General features: G+C 69.3%; 16 protein-coding genes. 5 read left to right on the plus strand and 11 right to left on the minus strand.

Going from position 1 to position 17693, the window contains the following annotated elements:
- Positions 1–3 precede the first annotated feature (3 nt).
- Genes ASC61_RS05530 through ASC61_RS05555 form a run of 6 tightly spaced genes read right to left on the minus strand, consistent with a single transcriptional unit; the run spans position 4 to position 5766 of the window.
- Positions 4–843, minus strand: coding sequence for an MlaE family ABC transporter permease (locus ASC61_RS05530; protein WP_056210287.1), 840 nt, complete (start codon positions 841–843; stop codon positions 4–6).
- Positions 843–1616, minus strand: a complete 774-nt coding sequence (locus ASC61_RS05535; RefSeq protein WP_056210289.1) for an MlaE family ABC transporter permease — start codon at positions 1614–1616, stop codon at positions 843–845. Before ASC61_RS05535 ends, ASC61_RS05530 begins: the two co-directional genes overlap by 1 nt.
- Complete coding sequence (locus ASC61_RS05540) at positions 1607–3211, minus strand: FAD-binding protein (protein WP_082530485.1); 1605 nt, start codon at positions 3209–3211, stop codon at positions 1607–1609. Before ASC61_RS05540 ends, ASC61_RS05535 begins: the two co-directional genes overlap by 10 nt.
- Positions 3208–4278, minus strand: coding sequence for a ferredoxin--NADP reductase (locus ASC61_RS05545; RefSeq protein WP_056210291.1), 1071 nt, complete (start codon positions 4276–4278; stop codon positions 3208–3210). Before ASC61_RS05545 ends, ASC61_RS05540 begins: the two co-directional genes overlap by 4 nt.
- Positions 4271–4606: a hypothetical protein gene (locus tag ASC61_RS05550; protein WP_056210293.1), complete on the minus strand. Its 336-nt coding sequence runs from the start codon at positions 4604–4606 to the stop codon at positions 4271–4273. Before ASC61_RS05550 ends, ASC61_RS05545 begins: the two co-directional genes overlap by 8 nt.
- The gene (locus tag ASC61_RS05555; RefSeq protein ID WP_056210295.1) at positions 4606–5766 is read right to left on the minus strand and encodes a Rieske 2Fe-2S domain-containing protein; all 1161 of its coding nucleotides are present in this window, start codon (positions 5764–5766) and stop codon (positions 4606–4608) included. The genes ASC61_RS05550 and ASC61_RS05555 overlap by 1 nt, the downstream gene beginning before the upstream one ends.
- A 63-nt stretch (positions 5767–5829) precedes the next feature.
- On the opposite strand from ASC61_RS05555, the gene ASC61_RS05560 reads away from it, so the two are divergent.
- Genes ASC61_RS05560 through ASC61_RS05570 form a run of 3 tightly spaced genes read left to right on the plus strand, consistent with a single transcriptional unit; the run spans position 5830 to position 9646 of the window.
- Positions 5830–7014: an acyl-CoA dehydrogenase family protein gene (locus tag ASC61_RS05560; RefSeq protein WP_056210297.1), complete on the plus strand. Its 1185-nt coding sequence runs from the start codon at positions 5830–5832 to the stop codon at positions 7012–7014.
- 8 nt (positions 7015–7022) lie between these two features.
- Positions 7023–8105, plus strand: coding sequence for an acyl-CoA dehydrogenase family protein (locus ASC61_RS05565; protein WP_056210299.1), 1083 nt, complete (start codon positions 7023–7025; stop codon positions 8103–8105).
- Positions 8102–9646: an AMP-binding protein gene (locus ASC61_RS05570; RefSeq protein ID WP_056210301.1), complete on the plus strand. Its 1545-nt coding sequence runs from the start codon at positions 8102–8104 to the stop codon at positions 9644–9646. The genes ASC61_RS05565 and ASC61_RS05570 overlap by 4 nt, the downstream gene beginning before the upstream one ends.
- Before the next feature lie 71 nt (positions 9647–9717).
- On the opposite strand, the gene ASC61_RS05575 is transcribed toward ASC61_RS05570, so the two are convergent.
- Positions 9718–10815 carry an NAD(P)H-dependent flavin oxidoreductase gene (locus ASC61_RS05575; RefSeq protein WP_056210304.1) on the minus strand — a complete coding sequence of 366 codons (1098 nt, stop codon included), beginning with the start codon at positions 10813–10815 and terminating at the stop codon, positions 9718–9720.
- Positions 10805–12436: an acyl-CoA synthetase gene (locus tag ASC61_RS05580; protein WP_056210305.1), complete on the minus strand. Its 1632-nt coding sequence runs from the start codon at positions 12434–12436 to the stop codon at positions 10805–10807. The genes ASC61_RS05575 and ASC61_RS05580 overlap by 11 nt, the downstream gene beginning before the upstream one ends.
- A gap of 47 nt (positions 12437–12483) precedes the next feature.
- Between ASC61_RS05580 and ASC61_RS05585 the strand changes: the two genes are divergently transcribed.
- Positions 12484–13278, plus strand: a complete 795-nt coding sequence (locus ASC61_RS05585) for a crotonase/enoyl-CoA hydratase family protein (protein WP_056210308.1) — start codon at positions 12484–12486, stop codon at positions 13276–13278.
- A 66-nt stretch (positions 13279–13344) separates the two neighbouring features.
- Positions 13345–14712, plus strand: a complete 1368-nt coding sequence (locus tag ASC61_RS05590) for a cytochrome P450 (protein WP_056210310.1) — start codon at positions 13345–13347, stop codon at positions 14710–14712.
- 74 nt (positions 14713–14786) lie between these two features.
- Here the strand turns inward: ASC61_RS05590 and fadD8 are convergent, their stop codons facing one another.
- From fadD8 to ASC61_RS05605, 3 genes are read right to left on the minus strand one after another with little or no spacing between them, the layout of a single operon-like run.
- Positions 14787–16355, minus strand: a complete 1569-nt coding sequence (gene fadD8 / locus ASC61_RS05595; RefSeq protein WP_056210312.1) for a fatty-acid--CoA ligase FadD8 — start codon at positions 16353–16355, stop codon at positions 14787–14789.
- Positions 16356–17204: an SDR family oxidoreductase gene (locus ASC61_RS05600; protein WP_056210314.1), complete on the minus strand. Its 849-nt coding sequence runs from the start codon at positions 17202–17204 to the stop codon at positions 16356–16358.
- Positions 17201–17662 carry a nuclear transport factor 2 family protein gene (locus ASC61_RS05605; protein ID WP_056215339.1) on the minus strand — a complete coding sequence of 154 codons (462 nt, stop codon included), beginning with the start codon at positions 17660–17662 and terminating at the stop codon, positions 17201–17203. The genes ASC61_RS05600 and ASC61_RS05605 overlap by 4 nt, the downstream gene beginning before the upstream one ends.
- Positions 17663–17693 lie beyond the last annotated feature (31 nt).

Genomic DNA, 17693 nt, shown 5'->3' on the forward strand with positions numbered 1-17693 from the left:
CGGCTACCCCGTGATCCGCACGGTCGTCGTCGATCCCCAGATCGCGAAGCTCAGGAAGAAGTTGGCGACCACGACGGTGACGATCGATGAGCGGATCGCCTTGCCGACGGCGAGGCCGACGCCGGCCGGTCCACCCGACGCGGTGTAGCCGTAGTAGCAGTGGATCAAGATGATGGCGATGGCCAGGACGAGCATCTTGCCGAACGACCACAGGATGTCGACGGGTGGCAGGAACTGCCGGAAGTAGTGGTCGTACGTGCCGGCCGACTCGCCGTAGATCATGACCGTGATCAGCCGTGGTGACAGGTAGGACGCCAGCAGCGCGACGGTGTAGAGCGGGATCACCGCGATGAACCCGGCGATCATGCGGGTGGTCACGAGGAACGGCAGGGACGGCACGCCCATGACCTCGAGCGCGTCGATCTCCTCCGAGATCCGCATCGCGCCGAGCCGGGCGGTGTAGCCGCACCCGACCGTGGCGGCCAGGGCGATCGAGGACACCAGGGGTGCGACCTCGCGGGTGTTGAAGTAGGCCGAGATGAACGCCGTGAACTTCGCGACACCGATCTGGCTCAGCGACGCATAGCCCTGCAGGCCGACCTCGGTGCCGGCGAAGAACGCGAGGAAGGCGATGACGCCCACCGTGCCGGCGATGACCGAGAGCGCGCCGACGCCGAACACGACCTCGGCCAGCGTCTTGGCGACCTCCTTGCGGTAGCTCGTCAGCACCTTGGGGACCCAGCTCAGCGCCCGGGCGTAGAACAGCAGCTGGTCGCCCATCGTCTCCAGGCGCGTGCGCCCGGACTTGACGGCGGAGGTACGGATCTCGGTGAGAACGCTCATCACAGTCCTGCCTGGGGGACGAACTGGAAGTAGAGCGCCGTGATGATCGAGTTCAACAGGAACAGCAGCATGAACGAGAGGATCACCGACTCGTTGACGGCCCGGCCCACGCCCGCAGGACCACCGCCGGCGCTGAGGCCCTTGTAGGACCCGACGATCGCCGCGAGGAAGCCGAACATCGCCGCCTTGATCATGGAGACGTAGATGTCCGGCAGCGTGGCGAGTGCCGTGAACGAGGCGAGGAACGCGCCGGCGGAGCCGCCCTGGACGATGACGGTGAAGTAGTAGCCGCCGGCGATGCCGGCGGTGATGACGATGCCGTTCATGAGCACTGCGACGGTCACGGTCGCGAGAGCACGCGGCACGACGAGGCGGGCGATCGGGTCGATGCCGAGGGTCTCCATCGCGTCGATCTCCTCGCGCATCTTGCGCGCCCCGAGGTCCGAGCAGATCGCCGAGCCGGCGGCGCCCGCGATGATCAGTGCGGCGGCGATCGGTGCGGCCTCGCGGACGGTGGCGAGCACCGCGGTGGCGCCGGCGAACGACTGGGCGCCGAGCTGCCCCGTGAGGTTGCCGACCTGCAGGGCGATCACCGCGCCGAACGGGATCGAGACGAGGATCGTCGGCATCAGGGTGACGCTCGCGACGAACCATGCCTGCTCGACGAACTCGCGGAGCTGGAACCGCGTGGTGAACGTCAGCTTGATGACGTCCCACGCCATGGCGGCGATGTGTCCGGGTCCACGGACCACGGATGCGACGCTCAGGCCCATGACTCCTCCTGTGGTCCGTCGGCTCCGGGGTGACGGGACCCGCTGGGAAGAGCGCCTGTCGATGGTGCCGTGGCGACTTCAGTAGAGTAACGACCCGGTGTGACCTGCGTTACGTTTTTGCGGGTTCTGCTCGCGGCATGGCGCCCGGCACGACGGCCGAAGAACGAGGCCTCGCCGAGCTGCGTGCCCGAGGCATAGCCCTTGCCGTCGACCGCGATGTTGGAGGCGCAGGCGCCTGCGGCGTAGAGACCGTCGACGACGCTGCGGTCGTCACGGAGCACGCGACCGTCGGGGTCCACGCGCAGCCCGCCGCACGTGAAGCCGCTGTAGAAGGCCTGGCCGGGCGTGAGGTCGTATGCCCCGTAGGGCGGCTGGTCGAGCGGTGCGACGTAGTCCGCCGCCTTGTGGAACGCGGGGTCACGGCCGTCGCGCGCGGCCGCGTTGTAGTCGTCGAGCGTGCGGGCGAGCGAGCCCTCGGGGACGCCGAGGCCGACCTCCATCTCGGCGACGGTCTCCCAGCCGTCGACGAGCGGTTGCAGCCCGTACGCCGGCTCGGCCATGTGCACCGAGTCGAGGATCAGCCAGGCCTTCTGCCCGGGCTGGTCGAACACGAACGCCGAGGTCCTGGAGTGATAGGAGTCCTCGGCGACGAATCGCTCACCCTGGCTGTTGACGCAGATGCCCTTGACCAGGTCGCCGGGTGGATAGAACGGGGCGGTCAGGAACGCGCCGTCCATGTGCTCGGTGGCGCCGCCGACCGACTCGCCGAGCCGGATGCCGAGACCGTCGTCGTACGTGTTGCCGAGCGCCATGCCCCGAGCGAGCAGTGCTTCGAGGGGCGGTGCGAACGCGTGCACCATGTCGGGGTTCATGACGAAGCCGCCGGCTGCGACGACGACAGTGTCGGCGCTGATGGCGCCGGTCTCGGTGAACCGCTTCCAGGTCACGCCGACCACACGGTCACCCTCGGTCACCAGGGCCGTGGCCCCGGTCTCGAAGCGCACCTCCACGCCGAGCTCGTCGAGCCGCTTGAGCGCAAGGTCGAGCACCAGCGCACCGCCACCGGAGTCGCCGACGACCGGCGGCTGGTGCCCCCGCGGCGCCGGCTTGGCGAGGTCGTGGAACGGCCACACCTTCTCGTTGCCGGTGAACATGACGCCTTGGGTGCCCGGCGCCATGACGCTCTTGTCGGGGTAGAACGAGCGCTCGAACTCAAAGCCCAGCGACTCGAGCCAGCCGAAGTGCTCGACGCTGCCCTCGCTGTAGAGCCGGATCTTCTCCGGGTCGCAGTCGGGCGAGACGGCCTGGAGATACTTCGCCATCTCCTCGGGGGTGTCGTCGTAGCCGGAGACCTGTTGCACCGCGGTGCCGCCGCCGAGGTAGAAGTGACCACCCGCCATCGCACTGGTGCACGACAGGCGGCCGCCCCGGTCGATGACCAGGACCCGCGCTCCTGCGTCGGCCGCTTCGATCGCCGCCGCCGTGCCGGCCATGCCGGCGCCGATGACGAGCACATCGACCTCGTCGGACCACGACGCGACGGTGTCGGCCGGCAGGGCAGCCGGGATCTCGGTGTTCTGCGGCTTGTCGCTCACGAGTAGGTCACCCGGACCTTCTCGGACGCGGGCTCGCTCTGGCAGCCGAGGCGGATGCCGTCGGCGAGATCCTCGTCCTCGAGGATGTCGTTGGCGCGCATCGTGACCTCGCCCTCCAGCAGCCGGATCGCGCACGCGGAGCACTCGCCCTCGCGGCACGAGTAGGGCGCCTTGATGCCCTTGCTCTCGAGATGCTCCAGCAGCGTCGTGCCGGGCCGCCAGTCGTCGAACTCGTAGTCGACGCCGTCGAGGTCGACCTGCAGGTGCACCTGGCCGATGGCGGGCTGGGCCGGGGCCGCGGCGTCGTCCTCGGCATCGTCCGCGCCGGGCTCTCGCTCGGCGGTGGTCTCGAACGGGTTGCCGCCCAGCGAGACGAACTTCTCCTGGTGGCGGCGCTCACGGGGGAACTCGAGCTCCTTGAGCGCGGACACCGTCGCCGCCATGAACGGCCCCGGACCGCAGACGAACGCATCCCGGTCGACGTACTGTGCCGCGAATGCCCGCAGCTGGTCCTGCGACGGCAGGCCCTGCACCGACTCGAGCCAATGCACGACGAGCAGGCGGTCGGGGTGCTCGGCGGCGAGCTCCTTGAGGGCGGCCCCGAAGATCACGGAGCGCTCGTCGCGGTTGGCGTAGAACAGCACGATCCGACCGGACCCGCGGGCCAGGCACGTGCGGATGATCGACATGACCGGCGTGATGCCGCTGCCGCCGGCGAACAGCAGCAGGTCGGCGTCGAGGTTCTTGGGCGTGAAGATCCCGCTCGGCGGCAGCACCCGGAGCCGGTCGCCGGGACGCAGCTCGGAGCAGATCCACCCCGAGGCATAGCCGTCGGGCGTGCGCTTGACCGTGATGGTCAGCGGCCCGTCCTCGGCCGGTGTCGACGAGAGGGAGTAGCTGCGCGCGACGAGCCCCGTGCGGTCGCTCGGCACGGCGACCGTGAGGAACTGGCCCGGCGTGTAGGCGAAGTGCTCGCGGTGCTCGCCGGGATCAAGGACGACCGAGCGGGCCTCGCCGGTCTCCTCGATGACGTCGAGCACTTCCAGCTCGAACGAGTCGTCAGTCATCGGCCCTGCGGTCCCGGTCGAGCCCGGCCGGGTCGACCCCGGCGCCCACCGTGACCATGCCCTCGCTCACGGCGTACTCGATCGACGCCACCAGCTGGGGGCAGGCCGAGTGGACGGGGCGGCCGTCCTCTCGCTGGTCGAGGTCGGAGAACACCGCACACGTCTCGACGGCCTCGCGGGTCCACTGGATCGAGGTGTGGTGCTCGCTGTTCTTGCGCACCATGACCTGCGCCTGGCACTGCCGGCACGTCACGTCCGAGAGGCTGCTGCGGGTGTAGAGCTCCCGGTCCTCCAGGGTCTCCCGGAGGGACGGGACGATGTACGCCATCAGGCGTCAGCCGTCTCGACGGCGTTCTCCGCGGCGGCACGGTCCTCGGCCTCCTTGCGCGCGAGGTTCTCGGCCACCTCGGCCCGCCAGTTCTCGTTGGCCTTGGTCGTGTCGACCTCGAACTCGAACCGTTCGACCATCTCGGGCTCGATGTCGGCGCGGTCGACGTAGAACTGCTCGTACCAGCGGCGCAGCTGGTAGACCGGGCCGTCCTCCTCGCAGAGGAGGGGGTTCTGGACGGGTGCCTTGTTCTGCCAGATCGCGACATCCTGCAGGAAGCCCTGTTCGAACGTCTCGGCGTACTTGTCGCCGATGTACTTCGCCGTGGCCTCGTCGACACCCTCGGGCTTCTCGACGCACAGGCCGTACTGCAGGTTGAACGAGTTGGGGCCCGTCGGGATGTGGCAGTTGATCAAGATGACCTTGGTCAGGAAGCCCTTGTAGTCGGTGTCGAGCCAGTTGATCATGTAGGACGGCCCGAAGTAGGTCGCCTCGGACTTGAGCACCAGGTCCTCGTCGCCGTAGCCCTCGGCCTTCATGTCGGGCCGGCCGGTCGACTCCATGAACTGCGTGGCCTTGTCGCCCTCGAAGACGTTGCGGAAGTTGGTCGGGAACGCGAAGTGGATGTAGAAGAAGTGCGCCATGTCGACGACGTTGTCGATGATCTCGCGGCAGTGGGCGTTGTCGACCTCGATGACGTTCCAGGTCCACTCGGTGTACTTGTCCGTGCCGACGCCTTCGAGGACCGGCGGGAGGCTCTCGTGGTCGGCGGCGCTGCCCTCGGGGTCGTGCCAGATCATCAGCATCCCGTTGCGGACGACACTCTCGTAGCGCTGCGTACGTGCGCGTAGCGGGACGCGCTTGGCGTAGGGGATGGCCTTGCACTTGCCGTCGCCGCCCCAGCGCCAGTCGTGGAACGGGCACGCGATCTCGTCGCCCTTGACGGTGCCCTGCGTCAGGTCACCGCCCATGTGCCGGCAGTAGCCGTCCAGCACGTGCAGCTCACCCTGCGAGTCGCTCCACACGACGAGCTTGCCGCCGAAGGCCTCGACGGAGTGCGGCTTGCCGTCGGTGAAGTCGCGTTCGAGGCCGAGGCAGTGCCAGCCACGAGCGAAGCGCTCCGGTACGGAGCCGGCGTCGAGTACGCGGGTCTCAGTCACGATTTGCCTCCGAAATCACGGGCCGCAGTGGACCAAAACGAGAACACGTTATAGTTTTACCACATGTACGTCGCCCTGACAGCCGACCAGCTTCGCCTTCGTGACGAGCTGAAGGGCTACTTCTCCGAGCTGGTCACCCCTGAGCGAAGGGCTGCGCTTGCAGCGTCCTCCGGCGAGTTCGGGGACGTCACGGTCTACAAGGACGTCATCCGCCAGCTCGGCGCCGACGGCTGGCTCGGCATGGGCTGGCCCGAGGAGTGGGGCGGGCAGAACCGCTCGATGGTCGACGAGCTGATCTTCACCAACGTCGCCGCGGTCGCGGGCGTGCCGATCCCCTACCTGACGCTCAACACCGTGGGCCCCACGATCATGCGCTACGGCACGCAGGAGCAGAAGGAGTACTTCCTTCCCCGGATCGTCCAGGGCGAGCTGCACTTCTCGATCGGCTACTCCGAGCCCGGCTCCGGCACCGACCTGGCGTCGCTGCGCACGCGCGCCGAGCTCGACGAGTCGACCGGCGAGTGGGTCATCAACGGCCAGAAGATGTGGACCTCGCTGATCCAGTACGCCGACTGGATCTGGATGGCCTGCCGCACCGACCCCGACCTGCCCCGTCACAAGGGCCTGTCGATGATCCTCGTTCCGGCGGACGCCAAGGGCTTCTCCTACACGCCGGTCCACACGCTCGCCGGGGTCGGCACGAGCGCGACGTACTACGACGACGTACGCGTGCCGGCCGACAACCTCATCGGCGGCCGCGGCGGCGGCTGGGCGCTCATCACCAACCAGCTCAACCGGGAGCGCGTCGCGCTCACCTCGTCGGCGCCCCTGGTGCACTCGATCGAGCTCGTCACCGACTGGGCGCAGCAGACCAAGGACGCCTACGGCGTACGCATCATCGACCACGAGTGGGTGCAGATCCTGCTCGGCCGAGCCCAGGCGCGCACGGATGCCCTGACCCTGATGGGCTGGAAGCTCGCGACCGAGATCGACACGCTCTCGCCGGCCGACGCCTCGGCGATCAAGGTCTACGGCTCGGAGCTCGCGATCGAGGTCTACCGCGCGCTCAAGGAGGTCGTCGGCCCTGCCGCCGGCATCGCCGCCGACTCCCCCGGTGCCGTGCTCGCCGGCCGGCTCGAGCGCTACTTCCGCTCGTCGCTCGTGATGACGTTCGGTGGCGGCACCAACGAGATCCAGCGCGACATCATCGGCTACGTCGGACTCGGCCTCCCGGCCGCACAGCGCTAGGACATCGCATGGACTTCACGTTCTCTCCCGAGGCCGACGACGCCGCCGCGCTGGCCGCGACGATCCTGGCCGACCACACCAAGCCCGAGCGGCTGGCCGAGGTCGAAGCTGCCGGCGACCGCTTCGACGCCGTGCTGTGGCGCGCGCTCGGGGACGCCGGTCTGCGCAGCCTCACGACCCCCGAGGCGCACGACGGGGCGGGGCTCGGCCTCGTCGAGCTGTGCCGCGTGCTGGTCGAGGTCGGCCGGACCGTCGCCCCGGTACCGCTCGCCACCGACGCCGCCGCACGCTTCTTCCTCAGGGAGCGCGGCAGCGCCGAGCAGCAGCGTCTCGGGTTCGCCGCCGACGTCCTGAGCTGCGCGATCACCGAGGAGCACGACCACGCCCCGACGGCACCGACCACCACGGCGATCGTCGACGGTGAGGCGTACGTGCTGACCGGCACCAAGTACCTCGTCCCGGCCGCCACCGTCGCGACCTCGTTCCTCGTGAGCGCCTCGACTGCCGACGGCGCCGCGGTCTTCCTCGTCGACGCCGGCACCAGCGGCCTCGGCGTCCGGGAGCAGCACCTCAGCGACGGCGACGTGGCGGGACTCCTGGAGCTCGACGACGTACGCGTGCCGGCCGACCGCCGGATCGACGATGCCGCGCACCTGGCCGACCTCCTCACGGTCGCCTCCTGCGCTGTTCAGCTCGGCGTCACCGAGGGTGCGGTCGCCCTGACGGCGGAGTACGCCAAGACGCGCCAGCAGTTCGACCGGCCGATCGCGACGTTCCAAGCGGTCTCGCAGCGGCTCGCCGACGGCTACATCGACACCCGGTTCCAGGCGCTCACGGTGTGGCAGGCGGCCTGGCGGCTCGCCGAGGGCCTGCCTGCCGAGGAAGCCATCGCCACGGCCAAGCTCTGGGCCGCCGACGCCGGGCACCGCATCGCGCACACGACGGTGCACGTCCATGGCGGCGTCGGGGTCGACCTCGACGGCGTCGCGCACCGCTACTTCACCGCCGCGACACGCTACGAGCAGCAGTACGGCGGGGCGACGGAGCAGGCGCTGCGCCTCGGCCGGCTCCTGGCCGCCGGACCCGCGTGACCATCCGGGACCTCCTCCTGGCGCGTGCCGAGCAGGACACCCCGGCACTGCTGACCCACGAACGTACGTGGACGTGGCGGGAGCTCGTCGCCGACGCCTCGGCGCGGGCTGCGGCTCTGCGTCGCGCCCTCGATCCGGAGCGGCCGCCGCACGTCGGGCTGTTGATGGACAACACGGCGGAGATGCTGCTCGGCCTCGCCGCCGCGGGGCTCGGCGGGCACGTTGCCGTGGGCATCAACAGCACCCGCCGCGGCGACGCGATCGTGGCGGACCTCGAGCGGGCGGACGTGCAGGTGCTGCTCACGGACGCTACGCAGCGGCACCTCCTGGACGGGCTCGACCTGTCCGGCATCCGGGTGATCGACACGGACGCGCCCGACTGGGCGGGTGCAGAAAAGGTCCTTGAGCCTGTCGAAAGGACACCAACGAAAGCCTCCCTCTTCATGCTGATCTTCACGTCGGGCACCAGCGGCCGGCCCAAGGCTGTACGCATCACGCACGAGAAGGTGACCTATCCGGGGGCGTACCTCAGCGAGCGGTTCGGGCTCACCGCCCACGACGTGCACTACGTCGCGATGCCCCTGTTCCACTCCAACGCCGTGATGGCGGGCTGGGCACCGGCGCTCGTCACGGGCGCCGCGGTGGCCCTGCGGGAGAAGTTCTCGGCGTCGGAGTTCCTGTCGGACATACGCCGCTTCGGCGCGACGTACGCGTCGTACGTCGGCAAGCCCCTGACGTACGTGCTCGCGACGCCGGAGCGCCCCGACGACGCGGACAACCCGCTGCGGCTGGTGTTCGGCAACGAGGCCGGCGACCGGGACATCCGTGCGTTCGGGGAGCGGTTCGGGTGCGTGGTCGTCGACGGGTTCGGCTCGACCGAGAACGCCGTCATCGTCAGCCGGATCGAGGGCACCCCCGCCGGCGCGCTGGGCTGGCCGGGCGAGGGGGTGGCCGTGCTCGACCCCGAGACCGGCGTCGAGTGCCCGAGGGCCGAGCTCGACGAGGACGGCCAGGTGCTCAACCTGGACGAGTGCGTCGGCGAGCTCGTCAACACCACCGGCGCCGGGCAGTTCGCCGGCTACTACAACGACGACGAGGCGACGGCCGAGCGGATGCGCGGCGGCATGTACTGGTCGGGCGACCTCGCCTACCGCGACGCCGAGGGGTGGGTCTGGTTCGCCGGGCGTACGGCCGCGTGGCTACGGGTCGACGGCGAGAACCTCGCGTGTGCTCCGATCGAGCGGATCCTCCTGCGGCATCCAGCGATCGACCAGGCCGCCGTCTACGCCGTGCCGGACGAGCGCTCCGGCGACCAGGTGGCGGCGGCGCTGGTGCTGCGCGGCGAGCTGGGGCCGGACGACTTCGCGTGGTTCCTCGACGAGCAGGCCGACCTGTCGCCCAAGGCACGGCCGCGCTACGTACGTCTTGTCGACGACCTCCCGCGCACGGCGACGCACAAGGTGCTGCACCGCGAGCTGACCGCGGCCGGCACCACCGACGTCACGTGGACGAGGGAAGAACGCGGCACGGCGTACGCCTAGCCCCACGATGTCGGCACTTGTGCACCGGAATCGGGTCGATTCACCTGCACAAGTGCCGACATCGCGGGGGTTCAGAGCGACGACAGGCGCTTGACGGTCTCTTCGTACTCGTTGATCAGGTCGGCCATGACCTCGGCGACGGGGCGGACCTCGTTCATCGAGCCGACGATCTGGCCCACCGGCATCGAGATGACGTCGGGGTTGCCGGCGGAGTTCATCCGGCTGTGCGCGTCGGCCACCAGCAGGTTCTGCAGCGGCATCGGCAGCGGTGACGGTGCCTCCTCCTCGTCCCACGCCTGCGTCCACTTGGTCTTGAGCAGGCGGGCGGGCTTGCCGGTGTAGATGCGCGTCCGCACGGTGTCGGCGCTCGACGCCCGCAGGAACGCCTCGGTCATGCCGGCGTTGGTGTTGAGGTTCTGGTACTCCTCGGTCGTCAGCCACACGGAGCCGGTCCACACACCCTGCGCGCCGAGCGCGAGCGACGCCGCGACCTGGCGGCCACGACCGATGCCGCCGGCGCCGAGGACCGCGACGTCGGGTCCCACCGCGTCGACGATCTCCGGGGTCAGCACCATGCTGGCGATCTCGCCGGTGTGCCCGCCGGCCTCGTAGCCCTGCGCGATGATGATGTCGACGCCGTTGGCGACGTGCGACAGCGCGTGCTTCGCCGCTCCGGCCAACGCGGCAACCTGCACGCCGGCCGCGTGCGCCTGGTCGATGACGTCCTTGGGCGGCGAGCCCAGCGCGTTGGCGATCAGCACGGGCCGGTGGTTGAGCGCCACGTCGACGTGTGAGCGGGCGACGGAGTGCAGCCAGCCGAGGACGCCGTCACGGCCCTCACCCTCGGGCAGCGGCGGCACGCCGAGCTGTTGCAAGGTGCGCTCGACGAAGCTGATGTGCTCGTCGGGGATCATCGCCTTGAGGTCGACGGCCTTGCCCTCGGTCGGCACCTTCATCGGCATCACGACGTCGACGCCGTACGGCTTGCCGTCCGTGTTGTCGTCGAGCCAGTCGAGGGTGCGGTCGAGCTCGTCAGCGTCGTTGAAGCGTACGGCGCCGAGCACGCCCAGACCACCGGCGCGTGAGACTGCCGCGGCGACGTGCTCGGAGGGGGTGAAGGCGAAGATCGGGTACTGGATCCCGAAGCGGTCGCAGAGCTCAGTGCGCATCGGCGACAGCTCCCTGTGCGGCCTCGGCGATGTCCTTGGCGGCCGGGTAGTTGGCCTTGCCCGTGGCGGTGCGCGGGATCTCCTCGACGTACGCGACGGACCGCGGCAGCTTGTAGCCGGACAGCAGCGTGCGGAGGTGGGTCTGCAGGTCCTCGAGCGTGGGCGGCTCGTCGGACCGGGACTGGATGACCGCCGAGACGTGGTGGCCCCACTTCTCGTCGGGCAGGCCGACCACGAGGGCGTCGTACACGTCGGGGTGGCTCTTGAGCGCCATCTCGACCTCTTCGGGGTAGACCTTCTCGCCGCCGGTGTTGATGCAGTTGGAGCCGCGGCCCAGCAGCGTCACCTTGTTGTCCTTCTCGATGCGGGCGTAGTCGCCGGGCACGGAGTAGCGCGTGCCGTCGACCTCGAGGAACGTACGCGCCGACTTCTCCTCGTCGCGGTAGTAGCCCAGCGGGACACTGCCGGAACGGGCGAGCCGGCCGATCGCGCCGATGTTGGCCGGGTCGATCGGCTGGTTGTGGTCGTTGAGCACGACGGTCTCGGCACCGAGGGCGACGACCGGGCCCTGGCCCTGGATGTTGTCGCTGTCCTGCAAGCCGGTGCCGGAGAACCCGGTCTCGGACGAGCCGATCGAGTCGGTGAAGAACGCGTTGGGGAACGCCTTCATCCAGACCTCCTTGACCGGGCGGCTGAAGATCGCGGCACTGCTGGCGATCGCGACGAGCGAGCTGCCGTCGTAGCTGCCGGCGCCGTACGCCTCGATCAGCGGACGTGCCATGGCGTCGCCGGTCATGAAGATCAGCTGCACCTTCTCGCGGTCGATGATTCGCCAGGTCTCGTCGGCTTTGAACGTCGGCTCGAGGATCGTGAGGTGCCCCGCGAACAGGTGCATCAGCATCGCGGCCTGGGCGCCGCCGTGCATCAGCGGACTGAGCGGGAACGTCACCATGGGATCGGTGGTCCTGGCGTTCTCGGACTGCGTGAACTCCTCGATCCGTTCGCCGGTCATGAAGTCGATGCCGCCACCGAGCACGCGCCAGAAGTCCTCGTGGCGCCACATGACGCCCTTGGGGAAGCCGGTCGTGCCGCCGGTGTAGACGATGTAGAGGTCGTCGCCGCTGCGCGCCTCGAAGTCACGATCGGCGCTCTGGCCGGCCAGCGCCTCGTCCCACGTGATGCCGCCGAACGGCGTCAGGTCGGCGTCGCTGTCAGGGTCCGTCGGGTCGGGCATCGCCACGATCGTCTTGACGGCCGGGTGGTTCGGGACCGTACGGGCGACCATGCCGGCGTACGGGCGCTCGTGCAGCAGCGCGACCATGTCGGAGTTGTCGATGAGGTAGCTGAGCTCATTCTCGACGTAGCGGTAGTTGACGTTGATCGCGACGGCGCGGATCTTGAAGATCGCCAGCAGCGACACCACGTGCTCGAGGCTGTTCTTGGCGTAGATCCCGACGTGGTCGCCCTTGCCGATGCCCTGGGACGCAAGGAAGTGCGCGAGCTGGTTGGCCTGCGACTCCAGCTCGGCGTAGGTCAGCTTGCGGGGCCCGACCTGGAGGATCGGACGGTCGGGTACGGCGTCGACGGCGTGCTCGAACAAGTCGGCAATGTTCAGTGGCATGAGCCCAAGACTAGAACACGTTCTCGTTTTTGACTACGCTCTCCTCCATGTCCACCAACGCTGCCCACTGCCTCGTCGAGCTCGAAGGCAACACCCTCGTCGTCACGATGAACCGCCCCGAGGCGCGCAACGCCCTCTCGGGCGAGATGCTCCAGATCATGGGCGAAGCCTGGGACCGGACCAACTCCGATCCCGACGTCAAGGTCGTGATCCTGACGGGTGCCGGTGGCTACTTCTGCGCCGGTGCGGACCTGAAGTCGATGTCGTCGTCCTCGCCGTCCGACAAGTTCGAGTCCGGCGAGTTCGACCCCACGATCATCAAGCCGCTCCTCAAGGGCTTCCGGCTGACCAAGCCGCTCATCGCCGCCGTCGAGGGGCCCGCGATCGCCGGCGGCACCGAGATCCTGCAGGCCACCGACATCCGCGTGGCGGGCGAGTCCGCCCGGTTCGGCGTGTCCGAGCCGAAGTGGGGCCTCTATCCCTTGGGCGGTTCGGCCGTACGCCTGCCGCGCCAGCTCCCCTACACGGTGGCCGCCGACCTGCTCCTGACCGGCCGGCACATCAAGGCACCGGAGGCCAAGGAGATCGGCCTGATCGGGCATGTCGTCCCCGACGGCGAGGCGCTCGCCAAGGCACACGAGATCGCCGACATGATCGCCGCGAACGGCCCCCTCGCGGTGCAGGCCGTGCTCAAGACGATCCGCGACTCCGAGGGCAAGCACGAGGACGACTGCTGGAAGGCCGACGCCGAGGTGGGTGCCGCGGTGTTCGCGTCCGAGGACGCCAAGGAGGGGCCCCGCGCGTTCGCCGAGCGCCGAGCCCCGCAGTTCCAGGGAAAGTAGAGACGGCACAGGTTTTCTCATGACACATTGAGGCCATCGGGGTCCACCGTCTCCCAGGAGCTCGGCATGAGCACTCCCGAAGTCACCACCGACGTGTCGGCCCTGCCGCTCGCGCCCGACGTACCGATGGGCCTGCGGGAACGGTTGAGAACCGTCCAGCAGTTCCACACCGGGCCGGCACGGTTTCGCGACGCCGGCGGACCCGTGACGATGGTCCGTCTCGGCCCGCGTCGGTTCGTCCCGGTGTTCGCCGTCGTGACGTCGCCGGAGGGCGCGCACGACGTGCTCGCCGCCTCCGACGGTGCGTTCGACAAGGAGATGATCGTCCACGTCCAGAACCGGACATTCGGCGACAACTTGTTCAACCTGCCCCACGAGCGCTGGAAGCCTCGACGACGCACGATCCAACCGGTGTTCACCAAGAAGCAGGTCGGCACGTACGCCGGGCACATGGCGGTGACCGCGGAGGCGACGGCGACGACGCTGGCCGCCCACGGCACGGTCGACCTCGACGCCGAGATGCGCCACATGACGCTGCAGGTCCTGGGTCGATCCGTGCTCGGCCTCGACCTCGGTGACCGCGCGGAGGAGCTCGGCCCGCCGGTCAACCGGATGCTGCGCTGGAACACGGGCCGAGCCCTGCGTCCGGTGCGTGCCCCGATCTGGCTCCCGACGCCGGCCCGCCGCCGGTTCCACCAGGCACTGAAGGCGGTGCACGCCGTGGTCGACGACGCGATCGATCACGCTGCGGAGTCCGAGGACAGCGGACTGATCCGTCTGCTGCAGGACGCGGTCGACCCGGTCACGGGCGAGCCGTTGACCAGGGCCCAGATCCGCGACGAGCTCATCGTCTTCATCATCGCCGGCCACGACACCACCGCGACGACCCTGAGCTACACGCTTTGGGCACTCGGCCGCGACCAGGTTCTCCAGGACCGGGTGGCGAGCGAGATCAGGGCGCTGGGCGACCGGCCGTTGACGATCGAGGACGTACCGGACCTGCCGCTGACCGTGCAGGTGCTGCACGAGTCCCTCCGGTTGTGCCCGCCCGCACCGGCGTTCGGCCGGCTCGCCATGCGCGAGGTCGTCGTCGGCGGCTTCCGGATCCCGGCCGGCACCAACGTCGTCGTCGGGGCATACGCCCTGCACCACGATCCGGCGCTGTGGGACGAGCCCGAGCGGTTCGACCCCGACCGGTTCAGCCCAGAGCGCAGCGAAGGCCGCAGCCGCTGGCAGTTCCTGCCGTTCGGCGCAGGTCCGCGGTCGTGCGTCGGCGACCACTTCGCGATGCTCGAGGCCACGCTGGGACTCGCCACGATCGTGCGCGCTGTCCGTGTCGAGGCGCTCGGCGACGACTTCCCGCTCGCGCTCCCGTTCACGATGACCGCAGGAGGCCCGATCCCCGCCAAGGTCGCCGCCCGCCAGCCGCGCTGATCCCCCGAGATTTGGATTCGGGTGCACCACGCCACGCGAGATCGTGGTGCACCGGCATCCAAATCTCGGTTGGTCTAGCCGACGGCTCTTTCGCCGGTCCAGAACTTCGCGCGCAGGGCCTTCTTGTCGGGCTTGCCGAGCGGGGTCAGCGGCAGCGAGTCCGCGACGATGACCTCCTTGGGCGCCTGGACGGCGCCCTTGCGCTCCTTGACCAGCGCCTGGATCTCGGCCTTGAGGTCGGCGAGCGACCGGCCATCACGCTTCGCATCCTCGCGCAGCACGACGATCGCCGTGACGGCCTCGCCGAACTTCTCGTGCGGGGTGCCGATCACGCCGACCTGGGCCACCGCAGGGTGCTCGGCGACGACGTCCTCGACCTCGCGCGGGAAGACGTTGAAGCCGCCACTGACGATCATGTCCTTGATGCGGTCGACGATGTACCAGAACCCGTCCTCGTCCTCACGCGCCACGTCACCCGTGTGCAGCCACCCGTCGTGGAACGCCTCGGCGGTCTCCTCGGGCTTGTTCCAGTAGCCGCCCGCGAGCACCGGACCGGCGACGCAGATCTCGCCAGGTTGACCCGGCTCGACGGGCTGGCCGTCCTCACCGAGCAGCGCGGTGCGCAGGAACGCGCTGGGACGTCCGCAGCTCGCGAGCCGCTCTGGCGTGTGGTCGGCCTTGGCGAGGTAGGAGATGACCATGGGGCACTCGGACTGCCCGAAGTACTGGGCGAAGATCTTGCCGAACCGGTCGATCGCCTCGGCCAGCCGCGTGGGGTTGATCGCCGCGGCACCGTAGTAGACCGTCTCGAGGCTCGACAGGTCGCGCGTGTGCGAGTCCGGGTGGTCCATCAGGGCGTACAGCATGCTCGGCACGAGCATCGTCGCGGTGATCCGCTCCTCCTCGATCGTGCGCAGCACCGTCGCGGGGTCGAAGCCGGGCAGCACCACGAGCCGGCCACCCTTGGCGACCGTCGGTGCGAAGAACGCAGCGCCGGCGTGGGACAGCGGCGTGCAGATGAGGAACGTCGGCGCCTCGGGCCACTCCCACTCGGCGAGCTGCACCTGGGTCATCGCGGCGATGCTCGACGCCGTGCCGATGACGCCCTTGGGCTTGCCGGTCGTGCCTCCGGTGTACGTGATCCCGACGACGTGATCGGGGGGCAGGTCCTTCGCGACGAGCGGCTGGACGTCATATGTCGCGGCCTTGGCGGCGAGGTCGTCGATCGTGATGACGGTGCTCAGCGACGGCACCTTCTCCTGCAGCGCCGCCGCCCGCTCGAGGAACGTCGGGATGTTGTCGACGATCAGGGCGGTCGCACCGGCGTCGTCGAGGACGTACGCGTGGTCGTCGAGCGAGCCGAGGGGATGCAGCGCCGTTCGGCGGTAGCCCTGCGTCTGGCCCGCGCCGATCAGGAACAGCACCTCGGGCCGGTTGGCGGCGAGCAGGCCGACAGCCGCACCCGTGCCGGCACCGAGGTCCTCGAGCGCACGCACGTACCGGCTCATCTCGTCGGCCATCTCCTGGCCGGTGATGTTGCGGTCGCCGAGCTGGAGGACCGAGGCCTCGCGGTGTCGCTTGAGCGAGTCGAGGAGCATCTGCCCCGAGTGCGGTCCGCGGTGGATGTCCGGATCGAGTGTCATCTAGCGTGCTCCCTTGCCCGGGCCCTTGACCCGTGGATCGTCCTTGAAGTTGATCGCGTCGCGCTCCGAGGCGCCGACGGTGTTGATCGTGATGCCGCCGTCGACGTCGAGGATCGTGCCGGTGACGTACGACGACGCGTCCGACGCGAGGAACAGCGCCGCGTCGGCGATGTCGGCGTGCGTGCCCCAACGGCGCAGCGGCGTCGAGGCGGTGATGGTCTCCTTGATGCCCGGCATCGTCGCGATGACGTTGTCCATGCCCCAGGTGTCCTCGATCGGGCCCGGGCTGATGCCGTTGACGCGTACGCCAGCAGGTCCCCACTCGAGCGCGAGGCACTTGGTCAGCATGTTGACCGCGGCCTTGGACGCGCACACGTGGCTCTGGAACGCGAGTGGCTTGACCGCCTCGGGCGCCGTGATCGCGATCAGCGAGGCGCCCGGGGCGCGAAGGTGCTCGAAGCTCGCGCGGTAGAGGTTGAACGTGCCCATGAGGTCGATGTCGACGACGGACTGGAACGCCTTGGACGACATGCCGAGAGCCGGCGCGTAGAAGTTGCCGGCCTGACCGGCGACCACGATGTCGATGCCGCCGAACGTGTCGGCGGTCTCCTGCATCGTCTCGGCGATCCGGTCGTAGTCGCGGGCGTCTGCCGGCAGACCCAAGGCCTCGCCGCCGGCCTCGCGGATCTCCTTGGCCGCCGAGGCGCAGCGCTCGACGTCGCGGCTCATCACCACGACCTTGGCGCCCTGCTCGGCGTAGCGCTTGGCGATCGCGAGGTTGAACCCGCGCGTGCCACCGGCGACGTACGCGACCTTGCCCTCGAGGACGTTCTCTCCGAACACCGTCATGACTGCTCCCCCTTCGTGAACGACGCCATCGCGCGCTCGGGCTCCCAGTAGGCCTTCATCGACGCCACCCGTCCGTCGTCGTGCACGACGTAGACCATGATCAGGTCGGTCGTGCTGTAGCTCCCGTCGGGAAACGTCGTCGTGATGCGGCCGACGTTGGCGCACGTGTTGCTGCCGGGGTTGGCGAACGAGTCGGTGATCTCGAACGCGAATCGGTCGATCGGGGCGATCGCGGCGTTCCAGAACGCGCGGATGCCGTCGTGCCCCCGGTGTCCCTTGCCGTCGGGGTCGAACATCGACGGCCCGACGGGGTCCTCGATGACAGCGTCCTCGGCGTACACCGTCAGCCACTCGTCGAGGTCGCCCTTGGCGACGGCGGAGTACGAGCGTTGTGAAGCAGAGCGGGCGGGGTGCGGATCGTTGGGCGCGTTCCACGTGATGGCGTCGGACGAGATCATGCTCGTCATACTAGAACACGTTCCAGTTTTG

Source organism: Aeromicrobium sp. Root344 (genome assembly GCF_001425755.1).
Lineage (GTDB): Bacteria > Actinomycetota > Actinomycetes > Propionibacteriales > Nocardioidaceae > Aeromicrobium.